General features: G+C 69.9%; 24 protein-coding genes. 10 read left to right on the top strand and 14 right to left on the bottom strand.

The genetic code is table 11. The features are described from left to right. Positions 1 to 325: 325 nt before the first annotated feature. Positions 326 to 2,158, bottom strand: a complete 1,833-nt coding sequence (locus Q9G87_RS14815; protein WP_305916907.1) for a rhamnogalacturonan lyase — start codon at positions 2,156 to 2,158, stop codon at positions 326 to 328. A 310-nt stretch (positions 2,159 to 2,468) separates the two neighbouring features. Here Q9G87_RS14815 and Q9G87_RS14810 point away from each other — a divergent pair, with 310 nt between their 5' ends. Together Q9G87_RS14810 and Q9G87_RS14805 are read left to right on the top strand one after the other, a co-directional pair. Beyond that, positions 2,469 to 3,350 (top strand): TIGR03619 family F420-dependent LLM class oxidoreductase, encoded by an 882-nt coding sequence (locus tag Q9G87_RS14810; protein WP_305916906.1) that lies wholly within the window; start codon positions 2,469 to 2,471, stop codon positions 3,348 to 3,350. A 125-nt stretch (positions 3,351 to 3,475) separates the two neighbouring features. Next, a complete protein-coding gene (locus Q9G87_RS14805; protein ID WP_305916905.1) occupies positions 3,476 to 5,029 on the top strand; it encodes an AMP-binding protein in 1,554 nt (517 codons plus the stop codon). A gap of 41 nt (positions 5,030 to 5,070) precedes the next feature. Here Q9G87_RS14805 and Q9G87_RS14800 read toward each other — a convergent pair whose 3' ends face one another. The 9 genes from Q9G87_RS14800 to Q9G87_RS14760 all read right to left on the bottom strand — a co-directional run bounded on the left by Q9G87_RS14800 (position 5,071) and on the right by Q9G87_RS14760 (position 12,464). Further along, a complete protein-coding gene (locus tag Q9G87_RS14800; RefSeq protein WP_305916904.1) occupies positions 5,071 to 5,844 on the bottom strand; it encodes a TIGR03943 family putative permease subunit in 774 nt (257 codons plus the stop codon). Then, positions 5,841 to 6,494, bottom strand: coding sequence for a TIGR03943 family putative permease subunit (locus Q9G87_RS14795; RefSeq protein WP_305916903.1), 654 nt, complete (start codon positions 6,492 to 6,494; stop codon positions 5,841 to 5,843). The genes Q9G87_RS14800 and Q9G87_RS14795 overlap by 4 nt, the downstream gene beginning before the upstream one ends. Further along, positions 6,491 to 7,480 (bottom strand): permease, encoded by a 990-nt coding sequence (locus Q9G87_RS14790; RefSeq protein ID WP_305916902.1) that lies wholly within the window; start codon positions 7,478 to 7,480, stop codon positions 6,491 to 6,493. Before Q9G87_RS14790 ends, Q9G87_RS14795 begins: the two co-directional genes overlap by 4 nt. A 67-nt stretch (positions 7,481 to 7,547) precedes the next feature. Further along, the gene (locus tag Q9G87_RS14785) at positions 7,548 to 7,808 is read right to left on the bottom strand and encodes a hypothetical protein (protein ID WP_305916901.1); all 261 of its coding nucleotides are present in this window, start codon (positions 7,806 to 7,808) and stop codon (positions 7,548 to 7,550) included. Between the two features lie 193 nt (positions 7,809 to 8,001). Continuing rightward, on the bottom strand, positions 8,002 to 8,808 hold the full coding sequence (locus Q9G87_RS14780; protein WP_305916900.1) for an SDR family NAD(P)-dependent oxidoreductase: 807 nt from the start codon (positions 8,806 to 8,808) through the stop codon (positions 8,002 to 8,004). After that, complete coding sequence (locus Q9G87_RS14775) at positions 8,808 to 10,151, bottom strand: FAD-binding oxidoreductase (protein ID WP_305916899.1); 1,344 nt, start codon at positions 10,149 to 10,151, stop codon at positions 8,808 to 8,810. Before Q9G87_RS14775 ends, Q9G87_RS14780 begins: the two co-directional genes overlap by 1 nt. A gap of 275 nt (positions 10,152 to 10,426) precedes the next feature. Continuing rightward, entirely contained in the window at positions 10,427 to 10,657 is a 231-nt protein-coding gene (locus Q9G87_RS14770; protein ID WP_305917268.1) for a DUF6069 family protein, read from the bottom strand. A gap of 44 nt (positions 10,658 to 10,701) precedes the next feature. Then, positions 10,702 to 11,523 carry an ABC transporter permease gene (locus tag Q9G87_RS14765; protein ID WP_305916898.1) on the bottom strand — a complete coding sequence of 274 codons (822 nt, stop codon included), beginning with the start codon at positions 11,521 to 11,523 and terminating at the stop codon, positions 10,702 to 10,704. Continuing rightward, a complete protein-coding gene (locus Q9G87_RS14760; RefSeq protein ID WP_305916897.1) occupies positions 11,520 to 12,464 on the bottom strand; it encodes an ATP-binding cassette domain-containing protein in 945 nt (314 codons plus the stop codon). Before Q9G87_RS14760 ends, Q9G87_RS14765 begins: the two co-directional genes overlap by 4 nt. An 87-nt stretch (positions 12,465 to 12,551) precedes the next feature. On the opposite strand from Q9G87_RS14760, the gene Q9G87_RS14755 reads away from it, so the two are divergent. Beyond that, positions 12,552 to 13,316, top strand: coding sequence for a TetR/AcrR family transcriptional regulator (locus Q9G87_RS14755; protein ID WP_305916896.1), 765 nt, complete (start codon positions 12,552 to 12,554; stop codon positions 13,314 to 13,316). Positions 13,317 to 13,432: 116 nt separating this feature from the next. Beyond that, positions 13,433 to 13,603: a hypothetical protein gene (locus Q9G87_RS14750; protein WP_305916895.1), complete on the top strand. Its 171-nt coding sequence runs from the start codon at positions 13,433 to 13,435 to the stop codon at positions 13,601 to 13,603. Positions 13,604 to 13,896: 293 nt separating this feature from the next. Here Q9G87_RS14750 and Q9G87_RS14745 read toward each other — a convergent pair whose 3' ends face one another. Then, entirely contained in the window at positions 13,897 to 14,274 is a 378-nt protein-coding gene (locus Q9G87_RS14745; RefSeq protein WP_305916894.1) for a hypothetical protein, read from the bottom strand. 549 nt (positions 14,275 to 14,823) lie between these two features. Then, positions 14,824 to 15,408: a DinB family protein gene (locus Q9G87_RS14740; RefSeq protein ID WP_305916893.1), complete on the bottom strand. Its 585-nt coding sequence runs from the start codon at positions 15,406 to 15,408 to the stop codon at positions 14,824 to 14,826. 357 nt (positions 15,409 to 15,765) lie between these two features. On the opposite strand from Q9G87_RS14740, the gene Q9G87_RS14735 reads away from it, so the two are divergent. The 5 genes from Q9G87_RS14735 to Q9G87_RS14715 all read left to right on the top strand — a co-directional run bounded on the left by Q9G87_RS14735 (position 15,766) and on the right by Q9G87_RS14715 (position 21,771). Continuing rightward, positions 15,766 to 16,662, top strand: a complete 897-nt coding sequence (locus tag Q9G87_RS14735; protein WP_305917267.1) for an RNA polymerase sigma-70 factor — start codon at positions 15,766 to 15,768, stop codon at positions 16,660 to 16,662. Between the two features lie 244 nt (positions 16,663 to 16,906). Then, on the top strand, positions 16,907 to 17,365 hold the full coding sequence (locus Q9G87_RS14730) for a hypothetical protein (RefSeq protein WP_305916892.1): 459 nt from the start codon (positions 16,907 to 16,909) through the stop codon (positions 17,363 to 17,365). A gap of 186 nt (positions 17,366 to 17,551) precedes the next feature. Continuing rightward, the gene (locus Q9G87_RS14725) at positions 17,552 to 20,179 is read left to right on the top strand and encodes a BTAD domain-containing putative transcriptional regulator (RefSeq protein WP_305916891.1); all 2,628 of its coding nucleotides are present in this window, start codon (positions 17,552 to 17,554) and stop codon (positions 20,177 to 20,179) included. A 105-nt stretch (positions 20,180 to 20,284) separates the two neighbouring features. Beyond that, positions 20,285 to 20,713, top strand: coding sequence for a hypothetical protein (locus Q9G87_RS14720; protein ID WP_305916890.1), 429 nt, complete (start codon positions 20,285 to 20,287; stop codon positions 20,711 to 20,713). A gap of 68 nt (positions 20,714 to 20,781) precedes the next feature. After that, a complete protein-coding gene (locus Q9G87_RS14715; RefSeq protein WP_305916889.1) occupies positions 20,782 to 21,771 on the top strand; it encodes a helix-hairpin-helix domain-containing protein in 990 nt (329 codons plus the stop codon). A 13-nt stretch (positions 21,772 to 21,784) separates the two neighbouring features. Here Q9G87_RS14715 and Q9G87_RS14710 read toward each other — a convergent pair whose 3' ends face one another. Both Q9G87_RS14710 and Q9G87_RS14705 read right to left on the bottom strand, forming a co-directional pair. Next, a complete protein-coding gene (locus Q9G87_RS14710; protein ID WP_305916888.1) occupies positions 21,785 to 22,069 on the bottom strand; it encodes a hypothetical protein in 285 nt (94 codons plus the stop codon). A 643-nt stretch (positions 22,070 to 22,712) separates the two neighbouring features. Next, positions 22,713 to 23,660, bottom strand: a complete 948-nt coding sequence (locus tag Q9G87_RS14705; protein WP_305916887.1) for a quinone oxidoreductase family protein — start codon at positions 23,658 to 23,660, stop codon at positions 22,713 to 22,715. Between the two features lie 92 nt (positions 23,661 to 23,752). On the opposite strand from Q9G87_RS14705, the gene Q9G87_RS14700 reads away from it, so the two are divergent. Next, a complete protein-coding gene (locus Q9G87_RS14700; protein ID WP_305916886.1) occupies positions 23,753 to 24,232 on the top strand; it encodes a MarR family winged helix-turn-helix transcriptional regulator in 480 nt (159 codons plus the stop codon). The last annotated feature ends 12 nt before the right edge of the window (positions 24,233 to 24,244 follow it).

Here is a 24,244-nt window from a genome sequence, read left to right as displayed (position 1 = left end):
CTGCTCAACCACGCAGGGCCGGGCACGACACCGGGCCTTTATCAGCCACGTGCCGGACGGCCAGGTGGCCGAGCTGCTGAGGCGCATTCGCGGCGGACATCAGATTGCGGGGGTGCTTGGCCAGGGTGATCTTCCGCCGGATGCGTTGACGCGCCGAAGTCCGTCGCGGAATGGATGGGGCACACCGACGGGGGTGCTTTGCTGTTGAAGGTCTATGCCCATCTCATGGCGACGGAGCAGCGGATGCGGCGGGCCGTCAACGCGGCGCTGGGACGGCCCACCGCCGCGGCTGACGGCCCAGGAGATCATTTCGGAATGGGTGAGCTCACCTCACGTAGATGTCCGGCCTGGGGGGAGTGGGCATGCGGTCGCCGATGAAGAAGCTCGTGTGCGGAGGCTGGTTGTAGGCGGTGTTCTGCCAGGCGATGGAGACCCGGTAGAGGGGGTCGTGCATCAGGGTGTAGATGCGGCGGTCGGTCGGTGTGGGCGTGGCGTAGACGCGCAGCGCGCGGTTGTCGCTGGTGGGCCAGACGACCTCCTCGCGCCAGTCGCCGAACAGGTCTCCCGACAGCGACGGCGTGGCCTTGGTGCCGTTGTTGGAGTGCACGCCCGACGCGGTCAGCAGGCGGGTGTCGGCGCTGGTGCCGTACTTGTCGATCCTGGTCTGGTCGAGCAGCTCCCGGACGGGGTCGCCGTCCCACCAGGCGAGGAAGTTGATGGAGGAGGGCTTGCGGCCGGCGGTGTTGCCGGTGACGCTGCGCAGGTTCGCGTCCGCGGCCGACCAGAACTCGCTCGCGATCCTGACGGTCGAGATGTCGCCCGCCACGCCGCGGCCGTTGTCGCTGCCTGCCGGGGTGGACCACAGGATCTGGCCGTTGCGCGGGTCGATGTAGAGGGAGCCGGGCTGAGAGGTGGACTCGCTGACCTTGAAGTACTCCAGGCCGGCCCGGGCCGGGTCGAAGTCGCCCAGATGCTGGGCGTCGCCGTGGCCGGTGCGCGTGGTCCACATGCCGGTGCCGTTGTCGTTCACGGCCATGGCGCCGTACACGATCTCGTCACGGCCGTCGGCGTCGATGTCGCCGACGGACAGGCTGTGGCTGCCCTGGCCGGCCCACTGCGAGCCGGCGGAGTTGCTGTCGAACGTCCAGCGCTTGGTCAGCGTGCCGTTGCGGAAGTCCCAGGCGGCGATCACCGAGCGGGTGTAGTAGCCGCGGGCCATGATCAGCGATGGGCGTTCGCCGTCCAGGTACGCCGTGCCGGCCAGGAAGCGGTCCACCCGGTTGCCGTAGTTGTCGCCCCAGGAGGAGACCGTGCCGCGCGGCGGGTCGTAGCCGACCGTGGACATCGCGGCGCCCGTCAGGCCGTTGAACATGGTCAGGTACTCAGGGCCCGCCAGGATGTAGCCGCTGGAGTTGCGGTGATCGGCGCTCGAACTGCCGATGACCGTGCCGGCGCCGTCCCTGGTGCCGTCGGCGGTCTTCATCGCGACCTCCGCCCGGCCGTCGCCGTCGTAGTCGTACACCTGGAACTGGGTGTAGTGCGCGCCGGCGCGGATGTTGCGGCCCAGGTCGATGCGCCACAGGCGGGTGCCGTTGAGCCGGTAGGCGTCGACGTACACGTTGCCGGTGTAGCCGGACTGGGAGTTGTCTTTGGCGTTGGAGGGGTCCCATTTCAGGACGAACTCATACTGGCCGTCGCCGTCGAGGTCGCCCACACTGGCGTCGTTGGCGCTGTAGGTGTACGCGACCCCGTCCGGCGTCGTGCCGCCCGAGGGCGGCTGGATCGGCACGTCGAGGTACGAGCCGCCGGTGAAGCGGAGCGAGGCGGGCGAGGCGGCCTGTTCGACGCCGCCGACCACCGCCCGGACCGTGTACGAGGCCTCGGCCGCGGCGCCGTTGTCGAGGTAGTTGGTGGACGTGGTGAGTCCGGTGGCGACCCTGGTGGAGCCGCGGTACAGGTTGAACGAGACGCCGTCGGGGTCGGTGCCGAGCAGCCGCCAGGAGACGAGGTTGCCTGAGCCCGACCGCACGCTGATCAGCCCGCGGTCGAGGTCCTCCATCTGCTTGGTGGGCGGGGCCGCATGAGCGGGGGCTGCGGTCGTGGCGGTCGCCGCTGCGAGGGCGAGCACGACGGCCGCGCCGGCCTTTCTTAAGCGCATCGCGTGATCCTCTCCTAAGTGGTAAGCGCTTTCCCGGCGGGCAAAAGAAAGTTTCATGGGGTCGGATGGACGGGTGTTAGCGTTAACGTCACTGTTCCGACGCCTCGGAGGCGGGGCTGACCTGCGGGGACAGTCATGTGGCCTCCTCATCGGCGACGGGGTTTCGGGCAGCCGGGGCTCGGCGTATTAAAGCCCTCCTCACTCCCGGGCCGCAAGCGTCTGTGAAGACGAGGCCGGAGGGGTTGCCTTGACGCCGGTGGCAGGGTTCTAGCGTGGCCGGGACCTGACTGCCGGAACGCCGGAGGCGCGCATGAGGATGACATTCGGGACGACCTACAACACGGCCCACTTCGGCGCCGATCCCGAGGGGATCGTGGAGTTCGCCCGGCATGCCGAGGAGTGCGGCTTCGAGTCGCTGTACCTGCCCGAGCACGTGGTCCTGTATCCGGGCGCCAAGGTCGGGCCCTTCGCGCTCCCGCCCTCGCTGCCGTACGTGGATCCGCTCGACTGCCTGAGCTTCGTCGCCGCGGCCACCCGGCGGATCCTGCTCGGGACGGCGGTGCTGCTGCTGCCGTACCACCATCCGGTGACCCTCGCCAAGCGCCTGGCCACCGTCGACGTGCTGTCCAAGGGGCGGATGCGGCTGCTGACCGTGGGGCTGGGCGCCCTGCCGGGGGAGGCCCGGGCGGTGGGGGTGGATTTCGCCACGCGGGGGCGGCGCGCCGACGAGGCGATCGACGTGCTGCGGCTGCTGTGGGGCGGCGGCGAGGACGGCGTGGGCTTCGCAGGGGAGTTCTTCGCCTTCGACGACCTGTGCAGCTTCCCCAAGCCGCACGGGGTCGCCCGGTTGCCGATCCATGTGGGCGGATCGAGCCGGGCGGCGGCGCGCCGGGCCGGGCGCCGCGGCGACGGCTACTTTCCCGGTGGGGCGCTGGACGCGAGGGAACGGGCCGCGCAGTGGGAACTCGCCCGGTCGGCCGCCGTCGAGGCCGGGCGGGATCCGCAGGCGCTGGAGTACACGCGGTGGGGGGCGATCGACATGACCGAGGAGGATGTCGAGAGGCTGGCAGGGCAGGGGGTGACCCGGATCGTGGTGAGTCCTGCCGCCACGGAGCCGCAGGCGCGACGTGATGAGCTGTCGGCGTTCGCCGAACGCTTCGGTCTCCGGGCTTCCGCGGTGGTCGCCGGGTGACGAGCGGGCAGAGCGCGGCCACGTCCGGGCGGCGGGTGCCCGGTGGCCCCCGTGCCTGGGGAGGGGTTCCAGGGCGGCGCGGGCGGGTACACGTACGGCCTGCGTGAGAAGGGCCGGGTGCGCCGATGATCGGAAGGCTGGCGGAGCTGGGTGGCTTCGGCATCGAGGCCGTGGTCACGCTCACCCGCAACGGGCTCTTGGCGCCGGTGCCGCCTGCCGCGCTGGCGCGCATGGTGGAGGCGTACCGGCACTTCCACGTGAGCCCCGCCGCGGGCGTGGCCATGGCGGCGGCGCGCTGGCCGGAGCGGCGGGCCGTCGTGGATGAGGCGGGGTCGCTCACGTTCGCCGAGCTGAACGAGCGGGCGGCGGCGCTGGCCGCGGGCCTGCGCAGGCGCCATGGTGTGGGTCCTGGGCGGACGGTGGCGGTCATGTGGCCCAACGATCGCGGCTTCGTGACCGCGGTCGCTGCGGTGTCGCGGCTGGGTGCGGACCTGCTGCTGCTCAACACCGGGCTGGCCGGGCCGCGGCTGCGGGAGGTGCTGCGGCGCGAAGGTGCGCACGCGCTCATCGCGGCGCCGGACCTGCCGCCGGTCGACTTCGCCGGCCCACGCATCACCGACCTCGACGAGCTCACCCGCGAGGGCGGCCTGAGCGGGGCCGGCCCGCACGAGCCGCCGCGCCGGGCCGGGCGGCTGGTGCTGCTCACCTCTGGCACCACCGGCACGCCCAAGGGCGCGCCGCGCTCGTTGTCGCCGGCCGGGCTAGCCGAGCCGTTCATCTCCATGCTCGCCACCGTGCCGCTGCGCAGCGGTGAGCCCCTGCTCATCGCGCCGCCGCTGTTCCACGGTCTCGGCCTGCTCTGGTACGGGGCCGCGCTGGTGCTCGGCTGCCCAGTCGTCCTGCTGCGCCGCTTCGACGCCGGGGCGGTGCTCAACGCACTCGCCGCCGAGCGGGCCGGTGCGCTGGTGGCCGTGCCGATCATGCTGAAGCGGCTGCTGGCCTGCCCGCCGCGCCCGCTGCCGGACCTGCGGGTGGTGCTCTGCGGCGGTTCGGCGCTCCCGCCTGCCCTGGGCACCGCCTTCATGGACGCCTATGGTGAGGTGCTCTACAACCTGTACGGCTCGACCGAGGCCGGCTGGGCCTCCCTGGCCACGCCGGCCGACCTGCGTGCCGCCCCCGGCACCGTCGGCCGGCCGCCACGCGGCGCCACGGTCCGCGTGGCGGGCCCGGACGGCGCCGAGCAGCCGCCGGGCGAGGTGGGCCGAGTGCTCGTGGCCGGCGGCCTGACGTTCACCGGCGCCGCGGACGGTCTGCTGATCACCGGCGACCTGGGGCACCGCGACGACAGCGGGCTGCTGTTCATCGACGGCCGCGACGACGACATGATCGTCTCCGGCGGTGAGAACGTCTTCCCGCAGGAGGTCGAGAACCTCCTGGCCCGCCGGCCCGGCGTCGCGGATGTGGCCGTGCTCGGCGTACCGGACGACGAGTACGGCCAGCGCCTGGCGGCGTTCGTGGTCCTGGAGGAGGGGGCGGCGCTGTCGGCCGAGGAGCTCAGGCAGGCGGTCAAGGCGGAACTGGCCGGGTTCAAGGTGCCACGCGACATCACGTTCGTGGACTCCGTGCCGCGCAACCAGACCGGCAAGGTGGACCGGCTCAAACTCGTCCCTCGCGCCTGACGCAAGAAATCTACAATGTAAAGGCGCTCGCTTGAGCGTCGTTACTCATACGGTGCGCCCGGCGCGGCAACCGGCTCCACCTGGGTGGCGGCCAGTACAGGCACGGCCGTCCCGGCGGCGGGGATCCAGGTCCCCGTGACGCGTACCCAGGTGTCGGCCGCGGGTGCGGGCGCGCCTTTGACGGTGACCTTCATCGTCTGGGCGTCGGCGGCGCAGCAGGCGATGCGCAGGCGGGCGAGGTGCCATCCGCCGGCCGACGGCACGGCGAAGCCGGTCAGCCGCACCTTTTTGCCCTTCAGTGAGGCAGGCGCGGACCAGGCGCGGCCGGCGAACTCGCTGATGGTCACGTCGTTGACCCGGCCGGTTTTCAGCGGTGGCAGTTCGGCGTCCACGACGGACGGCGGGGGAGGGGCTGGGGCGTGCTCGGCCCGCTGGACGGCGTACGAGCCGAGCGCGGGCGGTGCGATGAGGAAGATCACGGCCACGGGGAGGGCCAGCAGCCATGCCACCCGGACCTGTTCGCGGTGTTCCGCGTGGGCCGCCGGCGAGCTGGGGATCGCAGGGTCGCGGCCGAGCAGTCGTGCCAGGTGCAGCTCTTCCTCGAGCAGGGCCGGGGCGATCGCCGTCCGGCGTCGGCGCCGCCGTTCCGCGGCCGGGACCGCCACGCCGAGGACGGCGAGCACGGCGCCGGCGACGATCAACAGTGGCCGGAAGCCCGGCTTGACGTAGTTGGCGAAGTCGGCCGAGAAGACGGAGATCCACAGCAGCGCCCCGCCGAGCAGGAGCAGGAGCGAACTCTGGGAGGAGCGGTTCACGTGGGCTCCTCGTACGGTTCGGCGGGTGGTTCGATCCTGACGACCTCGGTCGCGGCGATGGCAGGCGGCACGTAGTCGGAGGGGATCCCGTCTTTCCACGGCACCCACGTGCCGGTGACGCGTACCCAGGAGTCCTCGGGCGGGGCGGGCGCGCCGTTGACGGTCACCTCCAGGGGGAGTGCGTCGGCGGCGCAGCAATTGATCCGCATCCTGGTCAGGTGCCAGCCGCGTCCGGAGGTCACGACGAAGCCGGTCAGCCGGATCCGCCGACCGGCCAGGGACGCGCCGTAGGCGCGGCCGATGAACTCGCCGAGGGTCAGGTCGGCGGCCGGTGGTCCGGCGTAGGCGGTCGCGGGTGGGGGAGGGCCGCTTTGGCGGCGGGCCGCGTACGAGCCGAGTGCGGGCGGCGCGACCAGCACGATCGCGAAGACCGGCGCCGCGAGCAGCCAGGCCACCCGGGGGGCGTGCTGGCCGGGCCGCCGCCGGAAGGCGGTCGCCAGGCCGAGCGCGATCAGCACCGCGCCGGTCGCGATGAGCGCGGGCCGGAAGCCGGTTCTGACGTAGTTGGCGTACATCGCCGAGAACGCCGACACGCTCAGCAGGGTCGCGCCGAGCACCACGAGCAGCCACCCCTGGGCCTGGCGGCTCACAGCAGTGCCCAGCCCGTGACGAAGCTGACGATGATCGCCAGGGCGAGCGTGAGCGGCAGGAACCGCCAGGCGAAGGCCCGGCCGAAGGTGCCGGCGTGCAGCGCGATCAGCTTCAGGTCCACGATCGGCCCGACCACCAGGAACGCCAGCTTGGCCGTCGGTGAGAACGTCGTGAGCGAGGCCGCCACGAACGCGTCCGCCTCGGAGCAGATCGACAGCAGCACCGCCAGGAACGCCAGCACCAGCACGGACACCACGGGTACTCCGCCGAGCGCGGTGAGCCATTCGCGGGGGATCACCACGTTCAGCGTCGCCGCGGCGAGGGCGCCGATGACCAGGTATCCGCCGGCGTGCAGCAGGTCGTGGCACATGGCGTCGAGGAAGGCGCTCCACCGGCCCTGTCCTGGTTCGGCGTGGCGGCGTGGGGCGGGCAGCCAGGCGGCGCGACCGAGCCGCGCCCAGATCCAGCCCGCCAGCACGGCCACGGCCAGCGAGGCGGCGAAGCGGGCCACGACCATCGACGGGTCGCCGGGGAAGGCGACGGCGGTGGCCACGAGCACCACGGGGTTGATCGCGGGGGAGGCCAGCAGGAACGCCAGCGCCGCCGGCGCCGCCACGCCCCGCGCCATGAGCCCGGAGGCCACCGGCACTGACGCGCATTCGCAGCCCGGCAGCACCGCCCCGGCGATGCCCGCTACCGGCACCGCCGCGTAGGGGCGGCGCGGCAGTGCCCGTGTCCAGAATGACGCGGGCACGAACGCCGTGATCGCCGCCGACAGCGCCACCCCGAACACCAGGAACGGGATCGCCTGCACGCAGACCGCCACGAACACCGTTGCCCACGTTTGCAGCGCCGGGTCGCTCAGGTGTGGCGCGAGCAGGAACCTGCCGGCCACCAACAGTCCCACCAGCGCGAGAAACGCCCAGGGGAGATTGAAGGCCGGGCTGGAGCGTTCGCGGGCCGGCCGGTCGGTTGCCGCGGTCATCTGCTGGTCGCCCTCCGTGGCCGGTTTTCGGAGGGTTCAGTATGGCATGCGGGGGTGACAACCGTTTTCAGGGTGTGAAGTGTCGGGCGTGCCCCCGTACCCACTGCTCGAACGTGCGCGGCTCCCGGCCGGTGATCTCCCGCACCGTCGGCACCACCGTGTAGGCCTCCGGTGGCGGGTCGCGCCGCTGCCGGGCCGTGTACGGCTGCGGCCCGGTCAGCGTGTACGCCTTGCCGCCATGCCCGCCGCGGGCGAGTGTGTTGGTCATGAAGTCCACCGGCTGCAGGCGCGTCCATTCGCCGTCGCCGCGTTCGAACGCCTCCTCCACGGGGCCAGGCCGCCCGTTCCACAGCAGTCGTCGCCCAAGGTCAGCAGGTGCACGCCGGTGACGCCGCGCAGCGCGGGCCGTACGCTGTCGGGGTCTGTCAGATCGCCTTCGGCCACCTCGACCTGGCGCGGAAGCCGCCGGGCGCGGTTCGTGGCCCACCGCGGAGCGCATGCGGGCCACGGACGTCGCCGCGTCAGTGAGCCTCCGCTGACAGGTCCTCCCATTTGGCCCAGAGCTTGAGCCGGTCGGCGTAGGCCAGCTGGGTCATCCGTAGGCCCTCGGTGCCGAAGAACACCCGCAGTGGTGGATCGTTGGAGTCGGCGAGCTTGAGCAGCGCTCGGCCCGCGGCGGCCGGGTCTCCGACGTCGAGGGTTTTGGCGAACGCGACGAAGCTCTCCCGGACACCGTCGTAGAGCGGGTCGGCCGCTGAGTTGACGGCGCCGGCGGCCCCGTCGGTGGCGTAGAAGCTGGGCTCGACCACCGTCACCTTGATGCCGAAGCCCGCGACCTCCTGGGCCAGGGAGTCGCTCAGGCCCTCCAGCGCGAACTTGGAGGCGTGGTACCCGCCGCCGAGTGGCAACGAGACCTGGCCGCCTGTGGAGGAGATCTGGATGATGTGCCCTCCACCCTGCTCGCGCATGATCGGCAGCGCCGCTTGGACGACCCACAGCGGCCCGAACAGGTTGGTCTCCAGCTGGTCGCGCAGATCTTTGTCGCTCAGCTCCTCCACCGCTCCGAACAGGCCGTAACCCGCGTTGTTCACGATGGCGTCGAGGCGGCCGAAGTGCTGCCTGGTCTGCCGCACGGCATCGAAGACGGCGGCCTTGTCGGTTACGTCGAGCTTGAGGGGAAGCACCGCGTCGCCGTAGGCGGTCAGCGCGTCGAGGCTCGCGACGTCGCGTGCGGTCGCGGCGACCTTGTCGCCGCGCGCCAGGGCGGCCTCGGCGAAGCTGCGGCCAAGGCCGCGGGACGAGCCGGTGATGAACCAGACCTTGCTCATCAGTTGGAACCCTTCACGTTGTGGTTGGCGGCGAACAGGTTGGCGGGGTCGTACTCGCTCTTGACCGCCGCGAGCCGCTGGTAGGTGGCGGACGGGTAGACCGCGGCGACGTCCTTGTCGGTGGCAGTGGTCAGGAAGTTGGCGTAGGCGCCGGTGACGTGCGGGGCGAGCTTGCCCCAGACCGCGTCGAACGCGGGCTGGCCGGCGGCGATGACGGGCTCAGGGCCGACGGTCGTGGTGATGACCATCAGTTCCGCCTGGCGGTGGGCGTAGGCGGTGGCGTCGTCGGGGACGCGGGAGACGGCGCCGCCGACGCTGCGGATGGCGATGACCGGCGAGCCCTGCGCCGTCGCGATCTCGGTCAGGGTCCGCAGGGCGCCGGGCACCGACGTAGGTCCGACGAAGGCGCTGCGGGTGACGAGCTGGATGCCGGGCGGCGGGGTCGCGCCGTCCACGAGCACGTCGCCGTAAGGCATGAGCGTGACATCGTCAGAGAGCACCGTGCCCAGCGCCCGGATCGGGTCGATGACCTGGGCCGCGAGCTCGGGGTCGTCGCCGTCGAAGGCGACCTGGATCTCCACCGGCGCCTCGGGGCCGCCCGCGAACGGGTTGGCCAGGGTGGCGATGGAGGTGAGCTCCTCCGGCGCGGTACGCAGGTAGTTCGCCCAGCCCTGCAGCACCGCGGCCGTCTCGGAGGCCGGGAAGGTGATCTTGCCGAAGATGACGTCGGTGGTCGGGTGGGCGGCGAACTCGAAGGCGGTCACGACACCGAAGTTGCCGCCACCACCGCGCAACGCCCAGAACAGCTCCGGGTACTCGGTCGCGCTGGCGCACACGAGCTGCCCGCCGGCGGTGACCACATTCGCCGCGACCAGGTTGTCCAGCGCTAGGCCGTACTTCCTGACCTTCCAGCCGATGCCGCCGCTCAACGTCAGCCCGCCGACACCGACGCTCCTGGTGTCACCGGAGGAGATCGCCAGCCCGTGCGGAGCCAGCGCGGCCACGACCTGGCCCCAGGTGGCGCCGCCGCCGATCCGCACCAGGTGCCGATCCTTGTCGATGACCTCCACGCTCGACAGCCCGCTGAGATCGATCACCACACCGCCGTCATTGGTGCCGAAGCCGGCGAAGGAGTGGCCGCCGCCACGCACCGACAGCACAAGTCGCGCGTCGGCGGCGAATCGGACAGCGGCTTGCACGTCGGCGGCGCTCTTGGGACGCAGCACGTAGGCCGGGTTGCCGGAGGCCAGTATCGAGCGACTGGCCGCGGCGTAGTCGGCCGCGCCCGGTTCGATGATGTCGCCGCCGAAGTCACGTCGAAGGGTTTCAGGTGCTGAGTTCATGACATGGTCCTTTGCATTGGCTGAGCTGGTCGGACATGAGATCCCGGTGGCCCACTCCTTGTGACACGTGCAGTCACGTGACGTGCGCCACATGCCGGCTGCCTCAGAGGTGCTTGTGGCGGGGCGAGGGCGGTATGGGCGGCGTGACCCTCGGCCTCGGATGGCAGCGCCGTCCGGCTGCGCAGCATCGCGTTGCGGTCCTCGATCTGCTGCCAGGTGCGCAGGGCGACCACGCCGCCGCCCTCGGTGCAGAGCTCGAACTCCTTTGGAAAGGATCAGGCGCCAACCGTGGTACGAACGAACACCGTGCGCGGGCGGCGAACCGAGCGAGCCAGCACCAGCGCCAGCACCAACCCCACCACGGAGAGGATGAAGGTCAGCACGGAGAACCCGAACACCGGGATCGGCACGCCGCCGACAACCAGGCTGATCCCGGCGAGCTCACCCACCGCGGCAACGGCTGCGGTCGCCGCGCCGGCGACCACCGCGGCGATCAAGCCACCGATGACTAATCGGAGGAGTGCATGCGGTCTGCAGCTGCCTGGAGCGTTCAGCGTCCTCTGCGGATGTAGGCGCGGAGCGACAGCGGGATGAAGATCACCAGCAGCGCGGCCGACCAGAGCAGGACGGCGGTCACCGGATGCGCGAGTGGCCAGGCCACGTTTCCGGACGGGGCGCCCGGGTTGCCGAACAGCTCCCGTGAGGCGGCGGTGAGCGCGCTCACCGGGTTCCAGTCGGCCAGGAAGCGCAGCCAGCCCGGCATGCCGTCGGTTGGGACGAACGCGTTCGACAGCATCGTGAACGGCAGGCCCAGCGGCACCATCGCGTCGGCGACCTGGTCGTTCTTCACCGCCAGGCCCACATAGACGCCCATCCAGCTCAGCGCGTACCGCAGCACGATCATCAGCAGGAACGCCTGGGCCGTGGGGGTCAGGCCGCGGTGCGGCTGCCAGCCCACCAGCAGGCCCGCGCCCACCATGATGGCCAGCATCAGCAGGCCGGTCAGCAGGTCGGCGCCGGTCTGCCCGAATGGCACCGCCAACCGCGCCATCGGCATGGAGCGGAACCGGTCCATCACACCGCGGGAGGCGTCAGTGGCCACCCGCGTCATGACCCCCATCCACGCGGAGAAGGTCACCATCGCGAACAGGCCGGGCATGAGGTACTCGCGGTAGTCGCCGCCGCCCGGCACCTGGATCGCGCTGCCGAAGACGTACCCGAACAGCACCACCATGACGACCGGGAAGATCAGCGCGGCGATGATCTGCCCGGGTTCTTGCCGTAGCCGGCCCAGCTCGCGGCCGACCAGGGTCAGTCCGTCGGCGAAGGTCCAGCGCAGGCGGTGGCTCAGCGGTGGGGTGAGGGCGGTCATCGGACGGGCTCCTTGCGGTCGGTGAGGCGCAGGAACACCTCGTCGAGGCTGGGGCGGCGCAGGCTCACGTCGGCGGCGGCGACTCCGGCGTGGTCGAGCTCGCGCACGATGTCGGCGAGGCGGAGGCCGGTGGCGGGCAGGGCGACGCTGAGCCGGTCGGCGTCGGTCGTCGTGGGTTCGGTGCCGGCCAGGGTGTTCAGGACGGTCGCCGCTGCAGGCAGTGCGGCGGGGTCTTCGAGGGTGATGTCGAGGTGGTCGCCGATCGTGGCCTTCAGCTCGTCGGGCGTGCCCGTGGCGATCACCTGCCCGTGGTCGACGACGGCGATGTCGTCGGCCAGCTGGTCGGCTTCGTCCAGGTACTGGGTGGTGAGCAGCACCGTGGTGCCGTCGGCCACCAGCTCGCGGATGCTGTCCCAGATCTCGCCGCGGCTGCGCGGGTCCAGGCCGGTGGTGGGCTCGTCCAAGAAGAGCACGTCGGGGCGCAGGATGAGGCAGGTGATCAGGTCGAGCCGGCGGCGCATGCCGCCGGAGTAGCCGGTGACCGGGCGGTCGGCGGCGTCCACCAGGCCGAAGCGTTCCAGCAACTCGTCGGCCCGCTGGTGCGCCTGGCGGCGGGACAGGTGGTAGAGGCGCCCGAACATGCGCAGGTTGCCGCGACCGGTGAGCTTCTCGTCCACGGCGGCGTACTGGCCCGCGAGCCCGATCCGCTCGCGCACCTTGCCGGCCTCGCGGACGACGTCGTGTCCGGCGATGCGGGCCTGCCCGGCATCAGGGTCGGACAAGGTCGCCAGGATGCGCACCGCGGTCGTCTTCCCCGCGCCGTTGGGCCCCAGCACCCCGCAGACCGTTCCTTTCGGGACGCTCAGGTCCAGGCCCCGTAGTGCATGGGTGCCGCCGAAGGACTTGTGCAGCCCCTCGGCGACCACGATCGGATCCGCCATGTTCCCTCCATTGGGTACGTTGTACGCGTTCGTGGCGGCCAGACTAAGCGAATGGGTACTATGTACGCAACCGGGAGGGGTGGAACGGTGACCGACGCCGAGTACGTGAACATCTGGATGCGGCCCGAGCGCCCGGCCTATGGGCGGAAACCGGCCTACAGCCGTGCGCAGATCACCGAGGCGGCGATCCGGATCGCCGACGCCGAGGGGCTGGAGGCCGCCACGATGCGGCGGATCGCCGCCGAGATCGGTGCGGGCGCGATGTCCCTCTACCGGTACGTCCCGAGCCGAGACGACCTCGTCGAGCTCATCGCCGACCGGCTGCAGGGTGAGATCGACGTCGAGGGCATGCCCTCGGGCGACTGGCGCGCGGATCTGACGCGCTACGCCGACGGGCTGCGGGCGATGTGGCTGCGGCACCCGTGGATCGCCACCGTGCAGCGGTCACTCCCCAGCTTCGGCCCCAACCAGCTGCTCGTGATCGAACGGGTGATGGGTGCCCTCGACGCCCACGTCTCCATCGACGAGAATCTCGGCCTCATGGCCATGCTGAACGGCTACGTCGAGGGCGCCGTCCGCGAGGAAATCGGCTGGGCCGAGGAGGTCCGCCGCAGCGGGCTCAGCGAGTCGGAATGGATGGTGCGGAGCGGGCCGCGCGTCGAGCAGCTGCTGGAGAGCGGGGAGTACCCGATCTTCAGCAAGATCGTGATGGAGGCGCGCCGGCTGCACCAGAGCCGCGACGACCAGTTCCGGCACGGACTCCAGCGCGTCCTCGACTGCATCGCCGCGGCCCTCCCGTCAACGGCCGAGTCTCCGATGTCGGCGCACCGAGAGGGGCGGAGCCATGCCTAAATGCCACACCGAAAGGGCACAGCGGCGGCCGCGCCTGGTCACGGGTGGAGTCCGGGGCTTGCCGATGCCCGGGGTATTCCCCGACGGGGGGCCTGCTGGCCGACGGCCACCTGGTCATGGCCTCGGTCCACAAGGAGATCCGCCTCCCCGAGCAGCCCACCCTCGGCAGGGGCGGGCACTTGGTCCTGCTCACCGGCCACACCGAGGCTGCCCGCCGCGCCATCTTGCCCATCGAGGTGTTCACGACCTTCTTCGGCGGCCGAAGCATCGCTGTTGCCCTGACGTAGCTCAGCGCCACGGCGATCCTCCGGCTGCGCCAAGGCCATGGGCGGTCAAGCAGGAACCAGACGGCACGGGGTCGCTGACCTGGAAGCAGGCCACAAGGCAGAAGCCACCTGCATCGATGTGACAGGGAAGTGACCATTCCCTGTCACATACAAGATCCTTCCCTGATTCCCGCCGGCAGTTCCGCCGGGCGCCTCCAGGATCGAAGGCAACACGTTCTCTGTCACAGAGGAGACCGCCGGTGATCCCCGAACCCGCACCAGGCCCCGCGCGCTTTTCCGCGTGCGGGAGGTGGTCAGGTGGTGATGGTCTTGTGCCCCTGAGCCTTCCACGTGCCGCGCTCGCCCCAGTATGACGAGGCGGTGAGGGTAATGCTGACGTTCTCCGTGCTGGTCAGGTTCCAGCAGGTGCCACCCGAGTGGCCGTAGTAGTTGTTCTTGTCCGTAAAGGTGACCGAGTTACTGGTGCCGGTGGGCCTCCACAGCACCTTGATCTGGCGGGCGCCCTCGGAGTCGTACGCCCGAATGCAGAACTTGTTCCCGCTGTCGGCATAGGAGACGACGCCGTCGCCAAAGGTCCACGAGAGGTTGCTCGCCATCGCCGGCTGTGCCATCACGGCACCGGAAGCGATCACGGCGGCGCCGACCACAGCGGCCTTGAACAGATTCTTCATCCTGATTTCCTTTCGTCCGGGCGGACCTGATTCCGCCCGAAACGGAGCCTGCGGCAAGGCCAGGGCCCGACGATAGACATCCTGAGCACAGTTCGCCGACTGTCCGCGCAGACGTAGATCGCCGGTCGCCGGTTCGTCGAGAATCTAGCCGCCGGCTAGCTGCGGACTAGCTGCTGGCTAGCGCCCCACTAGCGCGGCGGCCCTGCCGTTCGGCACACGTTGCGTACCTCTTCCACGGCGGTCTCAGGCGCCGGTCTCCACCCGGCGCAGGAGACAGAGGCACTCATGCTCGGAACCGCTCGCCTCGCTCTCGGACTGCAATCTCCAACCGGTCCACACTGCCCGGGCGAGCCCGCGCGCCCGGGCAGGTGTGGCCGGACATCGATGGTTATCTAGGGTTGGAGGACCCTTCCAGCAGGTCAGAGGACGATGATCTCTTCTTTCACGTAGGCCAAGTTGACCGAACGCAGCCCGGACCCAAGAAGAACCGAGCGTGCGGAGAGCCACCGTGGCCCAGCCCTTGGCGGGGCCACGGTGGCGCGATTGTGGTTAAGCCTTGATTGTTGCGGCCGCCCTGGCGGCCGCTTCGATCTTCGCGCAGTAGGCTGCACGGGCTTCCTCGTCGATCTGCTTCTCGTGTTCGGCGCGCAACCCGGTCCGGCCGTCGAGGCCCTCGCGCAGGATATCGGCGTGCCCGGCATGCCGGATGGACTCGCCGAGGACATGGACCATGACGGCGAACAGGTTCGTGTCGGCATAAGGCTCCGGCCACCACGGCACGTGGCCGGGGGCGTCGAGGGGAAGCGCGTTGATCGTCGCGTCCGAGTGTTCCCACGTGCGCCGATAGAACCCGATGATCTGCTCGCGGGTCTCGTCCTCGGTCGCCCACAGATCGCTGCCGTCGGAGTCCTGCCACCGGGGCAGCGGTTCCGGCGAAGGGCGGTCGAAGACCTCGCCGAAGTACCGGGCCTCGACGCTGGCCACGTGTTTGACCAGGCCGAGGAGGTTGGTCCCGGTCGCTGTCAAAGGTCGGCGGGCGTCGTATTCGGACAAGCCGTCGAGTTTCCAGAGCAGCGCCTTGCGGTCCCGCCGCAGTCTCCCGTGCAGGTTGTCTTTCGCGAAATCGTCGATCATGGGTCACGATTCTGTCAGGCTGCGCCGGTGGGCTCAGGTTGCGAGCTGCCTGGCGTCGGCTCCGCCAACTATCGCTCACAGCCACACTGCTTGCCGAGGTCCTCGCAGCGATCGTCGCAGAGGACGGGATCACGCTCCCCGCGCTGCCGGAGATTCGTGATCAGTGAAGATCACTGCCCGGGACTTAGGGTCCCGCAGGGCAGGAGGCATCATGCAAGGAGTGCACTACGCTCTTTGCCGTTTTGGTGTCACAACAGGGCAGGGTCCGGCGTCTTGTGGGTGACACCGTTGAGAGCCGGCAGACAGGAGCCACCCATGGCCAGCGTTGCGGACAGCGCCGGAGGTCGCGGCGGGGACATGAACGAGGAAGGCAGCTCGGACCCCGCTACTGACGCGTTCGTCGCCTACCGCAGCCTGCTGTTCACCGTCGCCTACGAGATGCTGGGCTCGGCCGCCGACGCCGAGGATGTCCTGCAGGAGACCTGGCTGCGGTGGGCGGACGTCGACCTGGACACGGTGCGGGATCAGCGGGCGTACCTGGTCAAGATCGCCACTCGGCAGGCGCTGACGCGGCTGCGTACGCTGGGCCGGCGCAAGGAGTCCTACGTCGGCCCTTGGCTGCCGGAGCCGTTGCTGACCGCGCCGGATGTGGCCGAGGATGTCGAGTTGGCCGAGAGCGTCTCGATGGCGATGCTGCTGGTGTTGGAGACGCTCACGCCGGCTGAGCGGGCGGTGTTCGTGCTGCGCGAGGTGTTCGATCTGGGCTATGACGAGATCGCGGAAGCCGTCGGCAAGAGCGCGTCCGCGGTCCGGCAGATCGCTCACCGGGCGCGGGCTCACGTGGCGGCGCGTCGGCCGCGTGGTGTGGTCTCCTCGGCCGAGACGCGTGGTGCGCTGGAGGCGTTCCAGCGGGCGGTCGAAACGGGTGATCTGCAGAGTCTGCTGGAGATCCTCGCCCCCGACGTCGTTCTCCTGAGTGATGGTGGTGGGGTCAAGCAGGCCGTGCCGCGGCCCATCGTGGGGGCCGACAAGGTGGCTCGCTTGTCGGCGGTCGGCCTGGGCAGGGTCGGTGCCGCGATGTCGCTTGAGCTGGTGCAGGTCAACGGCGGTCCGGCGTTGCTCGTCCGGCTCAATGGGGAGATCGACGGTGTCATGGCTGTGCGGGTCGAGGACGGTTTGGTCACTGGGCTCTACTATGTGCGCAATCCTGAGAAGCTGTCGCGGGTGGAGCGGGAGATTGCGGTGAGTCGCTGACTCCGGGATGTGATCGGGTTCCGCTGGCATCGCGGGCGATGACGTTCGCCGCCCGATCTGTCGTCGTACCAGGACTGGGCTTACTGCGGCCAGCTTGCTGGAATGTTGCACGGGTGCCGCATGCGTGAGAGCGGCGCGATCATGTGGGCTGCAGTCGCCGTGCAAGCGGCACGTGATCAGCTACGGGCATCGGAACAGGCAAGGCGGGCCTGTCAGGCTTCGCGTATCAGCGTGGGGATGGACGATGGCATCGATCGTCTTCGGGACACTCGCCGTCATTGCATTGATCGTGGGCGTGGTGTTGTTCCTCATGTTGAGGAGGAAGCCGCAGACTCGGGTCGGGGCGTATGTCAGCGCGTCGTTCCTTCTTCTGGGTGCGGGGGTGCTGACGATGGGGTCGATTTCGTTCGCGAGACTGGAATCGGCTGCGCTGCAGACCTTTACGCCGGAGGAGCGGGAGGCGGCGGTGCCGTGCAAGGCGGTGGTCCTCGGGGCCGAGGAGACGTCCAACAAGCTGAACGGACGCTACATCTGGCTGTTGCGGCTCCGCGTGACCCCTCAGGCCGGCAGCCCGTATGAGATCGAGCGCACGGCCCGGCTCACCTCGTCTATGGGGGAACGCCTGGAGCGGGGGGACATCGTGCTTTCCTGTCTGGTGGCCCCTGCCGACCACACCCGGATCGAGATCTCGGCCCTGGCCTGAGCCGTCCGGTTCGGGATGGCCTAAATGCCGTCCGGCCGGGGCCACGGGGGGCGGCACCCTTGGCAAGGGCATCCGGCCGTGTTTGCATCGGGGGCGGCGAGGGAGAGCTTGATGTGGAGCACGATGAAGTGCTCGCCGCCGAGCGCGTCAGGGTTACCGTGGGCGTGCCCGCCCCTTGATGAGGTCATGGAGAACAGCGGGGGGCTGCTCGACATCCCGCCCGCCGGTCTCTTGACGGAGGGGATCGCGGCGGGGCTGGCGAAGGCGGACAAGCGTCCGTTGTGGCTGCGGCTGGTGTCGGGCGATGGCGACCCGGCCGTGTTTCTGATGTCGATGGCCGGCATGCTGGCCGCGCGTGCGGGGCGGCAGGGCTCGGTCATGGCCGATCTCATGCGGGCTCGCCCTGGACCGGTCCAGGGGTGGACGCCGTTGTTCGACGCGTTGGCGGCCGAGCTGCGTGATCTCGCGGGCGGTGATGCGGTGGTCGTCTTCGAGGACGTTCAGAACTTGAACGGCGGGAGCGGCACGCTCGATCTGGCCGCTCAGCACCTGCTGCGCACGGGCGTGCCGCATATTCTCATCGGCCGGGTCGCCTATCGGCACCGTTCGACGCTCCATGGCATGGTCCGGGTGCAGCGGGAGAGCTTGCGGCTTCCCGCGCAGACCGCTGTGGAGTTGTTGGCGCAGCACGCGCGGGGATTGTCTGTGCAGGGTCTGCGGCGTGCGGTCAGGCTGGCGCAGCGGTTGCCGGGGCCGCTGCATGCGATGTGCTCGGTGTGGCCGTTGCTGAGTCCTGTGCTGGCCGAGCGTGCGCTGTGGCGTGCGAAGGGCATTCATCCGTTGCTGACTGCTTTGGCCCGGCCGTTGGTCGCCATGCTGCCTGCCGAGGCGCGGGTGGCGCTGGCTGTGGCGGTGCGTGTCGAGTACGCGAGCCGTCCGCAGGAGGCTCCTGGGCCGTGGTGGCAGGAGCTGGACGACGGTTGTGCGCGGCTGCGGCCCTTGTGGCGGGAGCCGTTGCGCGGCGCGCTCGGTGAGCTGGGCGGTGCCGGTAGGGAGGCGTTGCGTGCGGCCGCTGTTGAGCTGGCGGAGGAGGGTGACGCGGATCGGGCGATCGCGTTGTTCATGGAGCTGGGTGAGGAGGACAGTGCCGCCGGGGTCATCATCCGTGTGGCGGGCGGGCTGTTGGATCTGGGGCAGTGGCACACCTTGGATCGGTGGCTCAACGGGTTGCCGGCGGCGGTGATGAGGGAGCAGCCGGAGCTGATGTTCCTGCGGGCGGAGCTCGAGTCGGGGCGCGGGGCGGGTGCTGCGGCTCGCCGCTGGTTCGGTTTGGCGGCTGCCCGGTTCGAGCGGGCGGGGCACGCGGAGGGGGCGTGCCGGAGCATGCTCGCGGCCAGTTTTTCCGCGGCGCGGGTGGGTGACGTGACTGGCGGTGCCGCCAGTGCCGCGAGGGCCGAGGTGTTGGCGGAGCGGGGCGGGCTGCCGTTGTATCGCATGTGGGCCCTTTGGCAGCGCGGTGCGCTGAGCATGCGCTGCGGGGAGGTGGATCGGGCGTTGGCGATGTTCGAACGCGCGGGTACCCTCGCCTACCTGTCTGGCGAGCGGCCGGATGCTCCTGCCGCCGACGCTGCGGAGGATGGCGGCGTGCGTGCGGGCGTCGTCGCTGGGGGTGCGGGTGTGTGGGCGGGGGTGCTCGCCGGGTCTGTCGGCGGTGGTGTGGGGGAGCGAGGGCCGGCCGGGTTCGCCTTTCCGGTGGTGTCGGCGGCCGAGCATGCCCGTCGCATCGCCGAGTTGCGCAGAGAGCGTCAGGCCCACCATGACATGCAGGCGCTGCTGGCCCGCGCGGAGGAGGAGGAGATCCGCCTTCTGCTGGAGGGTGTCACCCCTCCGGTGCGGCCGTACGTGTCTGCGGGACGGGCACCCGGGGGGCCTTCTTTGTCGTTGTCGTCGCCGTCGGTGGGGGTACGTCATCCTGCGCCTGTGCGGCGTTTCCTGGTCCGCCGGGTCGCGCTGCCAGCGGCTTCGGTGGTCCCTGCTGGGCAGGATGACAGCGGGCCGTCGCTGGTCGTCCATCTTCTGGGGTCGTTGCGGGTGGTGGTGGACTGCGCGCCGATCGGTACGTGGCCGAGCGGGCGGCACGGCTCGTTGTTGGCCTTTCTGGTGACCCATCGGCATCCGCGGCCGTCGCGTGAGGCGCTCATGGAGGCGTTCTGGCCTGGCGCCTCTCCTGAGGCGGCGCGTAACAACCTTCAGGTGGCGATTCACGGCATACGCAGGACGCTGCGGACGATGACGCAGGCGCCGGTGATCGAGTTCGCTCAGGGCACCTATCGGCTGCACAAGTGCGTCCGGCTGAGGCTGGACTTTGAGGAGTTCGAGCGGAATGTCGAGGAGGGCAGGCGTCTGGAGGACAAGGACGCCCTGTATCCCGCCGCCACTGCGTACGAGCATGCTGCGGCCCTCTATCAGGGCGATTTCTTGGCCGACTACCCGTATGAGGATTGGCCCTCGTTGCCTAGGGAGCATCTGCGTCTGATGCTGCTCGACGCGCTCGATCGGCTCAGCTCGATTTATTTCAAGCTTGGCCGGTATGCCTCGTGCTCGGGCTTGTGTCAGCAGATCATCGAACGTGATCCTTGCCGGGAGGATGCGCATCGCCGGTTGATGCGGTGCTACAGCCGCCTGGGGCAGCCGCACTTGGCGCTGCTGCATTATCGGGATTGTGTTCGGATCCTGGCGAGGGAGCTCAGTGTCGAGCCTGATCCGGCCACGACCCAGCTGCATGACCGGATCAGGCGCCATATGCAGGTATGACGCGCTTAGCGGACGATCAGGCCGTGGTTAAGCGCCTGGGCGCGGCCTGTTAAGCGGTGCTCGCCATAACGAAGGCGTCCATTGTTGTCTGCACAGGAGCCGAGCATGCCAGGACAGCCGCAACTCAATCCGGCGGCCATACCGCCGCAGTTCATCGGTATAGACGCGAGCAACCTCGTCACCCGCCAGTCCGGTACGCCCACCATCTTCTTGCGGCGCGGCCAGGCCACCGAAGTGTCCTTGCGCTTCCAGCTCGGGGGGAGCGCGGCGGACTGGCTCTCCCGCATTCCCGGGATCACCTTCTCCATCGTCTATGCCTTCGAGGGGCAGGGTCCGATCGGCGAGCCCCGCTTCGTCATGGCGGGCAACCTCGTGGCGGGCAAACTCGTCTACGACCACCCGGAGACCCGGGCCACGATTCCGGCGAACACCCTCCAGGCCGGCCTGTACAAGCTCAGCGGTTTCGTCAACTTCCCCGGCGGGCTGACGTTGCTCGCCTTCTTCGAGGGCTTGCTCGTCGAGGTCAGTGACTGATCGGCCGTTCCACGGGGACGGCGCGCGGCGCCGTCCCCGCCGTCATGACCTCAGAAGGGAGTCCCAGCGTGTCCGGCGAATTCCACGACGCTCCGCCAGACGACGATCTCACCCGGATCAGCGGCATCGGCCAGGCGACCGTGCGGCGTCTGCACGAGAGCGGGATCCGCACCTTCGCGGATCTGGCCGCCCAGTCTTCCGAGCACCTCGCCAAGATCCTCAACGACAGGGGAGGGCTGTCGGTGAGTCAGATCGACGCCTGGCGGGCACGAGCCATGGAGCTGGTCTCCGAAGCGGGGGGTGATGAGGGTTCCGCGCAGCACTACGAGAGTTTCATTGTGCGGGTGCTGATCGACGACGCGGGTGCCGGGGTTCGGACCACCACCATCGAGCATGTTCAGACGAAGGAGGTGATGCGGTGGCCGTCGTGGGACCCGGCCGGTGTGCTGGCTTTCGTCTCGGCCCGCGCCGATCTTCCGTCCGCCGGGCCCGTCCCGGTCCAGCGCGAAGAGGCCCTGTCCGACTCCGAGCCCACCGCCACGATCCCGGCACTCCCGCCGTCACCGCCGCCGTCACCGGCACCCTCCTCGCCTGTGGCGCCGGGACGCGCGGCCGTGTCGTCCCCGGTCGCGTCGCTTCTGGCCGGGGAAGGTTTGGAGGAGGTGCGGGCGTCTGGGACCGCTTCGCAGGCGCCGACGTCTGCGGCGGCCGTACCGGCGGTGCCGCTCCTGCTGGAGCTCGGCGCCTCGGAGGTGCGCGCGTACACGCCCATCGATTTCTCGATCAGGCTGGGCCTGGATGCCCTGGGTGAGCGTGGCAAGCGGCTGGCGTACTCGGCGGCGGTCGATGCCAAGCCTGTCGGGGGCGGCCCGAGGGTGCTCATGGCGCGGGGGGATGGCTTGGTGTCCGCCGACCTGCCGACCATCCGGATCGTGGGCGATGGCGTGCCTGCCGGCACCTACCGCGTCCACGCGGCTGTCACCCTGCGTGAGCTCGGTGGGACTGGTCCGGCGGAGTTCGCCGCCTTCGTCGACGGCGGGATGCTGCAGGTCCGCTGAGAGCGCGGCGCCGTCAGCCGGTGGCGTCCCAGTCGATGCCGTTGTCGCGCAACCAGTGCTGGTCGCGTGCTTCCGCGTCGGGGGTGATCTCCGGCGCGGGGGCGGCCGAGAGCAGGTCTATGGTGATGTCGCCCTGGGTGCCGGTGTGGATGGCGGTGTCGTCCCCGGGTTCGAGGACCAGCCGCTCGAAGTGGGGTGGCCAGCGGATCAGCAGGCGCCGCCCGCAGGACGGGCAGCTCCACTCGTTCGTCTCAGGATCGATGGCCCGGGTGTAGACCATCTCGTGAGTTGTCTGCACCGTACGGCGATCCTTCCTGGGCCGTCCTGCGAGGATTCCAGTCGGAAGGCTTCCCCGTGGCCCGGCCGCCTAACGGGCGCAGAGGACACAACGGCCATCCTCTGCGGAGCGCCGACGGAGACGTCGGCCGAACATGTCCGGGTCCGAGGTGGCCGGGTTGCTGACTGCTACCGCTCGACGGTTTGTGCTTGAACGCTCGATCGGGGTGCGGGCCTGCGCGGCGAGACTGTGCTGCAGGTGCGTTGAGAGCCAGGATCCGGTCAAGGACGCGGACGAATGCCCATCGGTGTGTGCGGAGGCGCCACGATGGGTGTGAGCATGCGCGGGCCTTCCTCTGGCTCTGGCTGCCTGTACGGGGCGCGATGAAGAGCTGGGTACGCATCGCGTCGGGCAGGTCCACGTCGTGGACGGGGATGACGTCGGAGGTCGATCAGAGAGCCGACAGCCCAGGCGCTGACCTTGCCGATGTTCGCCCAGCTTTGCGGGGTCAGCGACGAACGGGAGCTGGCCTGAGAGTCTTGGCGCGCCGTCACCTGCCCTGTGGTGAAAGTGTACGGGTGACGCTCGCTTTGTGGACGTGGTCGGTGCCGATGCGGCCGGCGGTGGGGCCCGGTCCGGCGCAGTGCGACGTTCCGGACTGGCGTCATCCGATCCGGACGATGCTCTTTCCGCGGGTCGCTCCGCCGGCGAGGTCGGCGATGGCGGTCTCGACGTCGGCCAGCTCGTATTCGGCGGTGATGTCGATGTCGACCTTGCCGTTCCCGACCAGTTCCAGCGCGTGGCGTGCACTGTCGGCGAGCCGCTCGGGATGGGTCTGGCTGAGCAGGTTGCTGTTGTAGGTCAGCATCGACGTGCCCTGCATCAGCAGATCGTTGGCCGAGACCGAGACCGGCTCGAAGGTGGCGATGTTGCCGTAGACCACGATCCGGCCGTGTGGTGCCAGGCGTTCCAGGTTGGCCAGCCGGGTCTGGCCGCCGATGGGATCGAGGATCACATCGAAGTGCTCCCCGTCCAGTGCTTGGAGGAACTCCTCGCGGCTGAGCACCTGGTCATAACCGCGTTGCCGCGCGTAGTCGACCTGCCCCGCATTGCCCACGACGCCCACGACTCGCCCCGCGCCGGCGACCCGGGCGAACTGCCCCGCGAGCGTGCCGACCCCGCCGGCTGCCGCGTGGATCAGGACGCTCTGGCCCGGTTGGACCCCCGCGACGGTGTTGATCAGGTCGTAGGCGGTGGAGGTGACCCAGCCGAACGCGGCGGCGGTCCGCGAGTCCACGGTGGGCGCCGCGATCGCCAGCACCGAGGAAACGACGACGACGTCCGCGAAGCCGCCTGAACTGGTCAGCGCGATGACGTGCTCACCGACACGTGCCGGATCGACACCCTCGCCGACCGCGATGATCTGCCCGGATGCTTCGAAGCCGGGCACGAAGGGGCGAGGAGTCGGGAAGTGGCCGTCGCGGATCAGCACATCCCCCCACTGAACGCCCGCGTAGGCGACACGGATCGCCACCTCCCCATGCCCCGCGGTGGGCTCGGCGATCTCGGTCACATGGAACTGGTCGTCAGCGGCGAGCACGACAGCCTTCATAGTTCACAACCTTCGTGGTTGACTCAGTATCCTGATACTCAGACGCTAGCGAGTCTCAGGACACTGAGTCAAATGAGGAAACTGTGACAGCCATGGCCGACGTGCCCGCCGAGGAATATCTGTGCACCAGGATCCGCCGCGCCGAACAGGCCCTGATGGCCCATCACGAAGCCGCCCTGCGTACCTATGGGCTGACCATGACCCAATACACGGTGCTGCTGACCCTCTCCCGCGATGACGGCATGTCCGGCGCCCAACTGGCCCGCGCCTGCGGCGTCACCCAACAGAGCATGGCCACGGTCCTCACCGGCATGCAGGCCAAGGGCCTCATCGACCGGAAGCCATCGCCCGTGCACGCCAAAGTCATGATCGCCACCCTCACCGACGCCGGCCGGCACCACCTCGACGGGGCCTACCAAGAAGTCAACGCGCTCGAGAAAGCCTTCATCGACACGTTCACGCCAGCCGAGCACCGGCAGTTCTGCGACCTCCTCGATCGAGCCACCGAAACTCTGATCGAACAGACCCCCCGACCCGCTAAGTCACCCTCCCCTCGCCCCCCAACGACCTGAGCCGAGCCGGGG

Origin of the sequence: Nonomuraea turcica (assembly GCF_030718205.1) — a bacterium.
In the GTDB taxonomy this organism is placed as follows: Bacteria; Actinomycetota; Actinomycetes; order Streptosporangiales; family Streptosporangiaceae; genus Nonomuraea.
The sequence above is the reverse complement of the archived record's forward strand: the minus strand, read 5'-3'. Positions and strand labels throughout refer to the sequence as shown.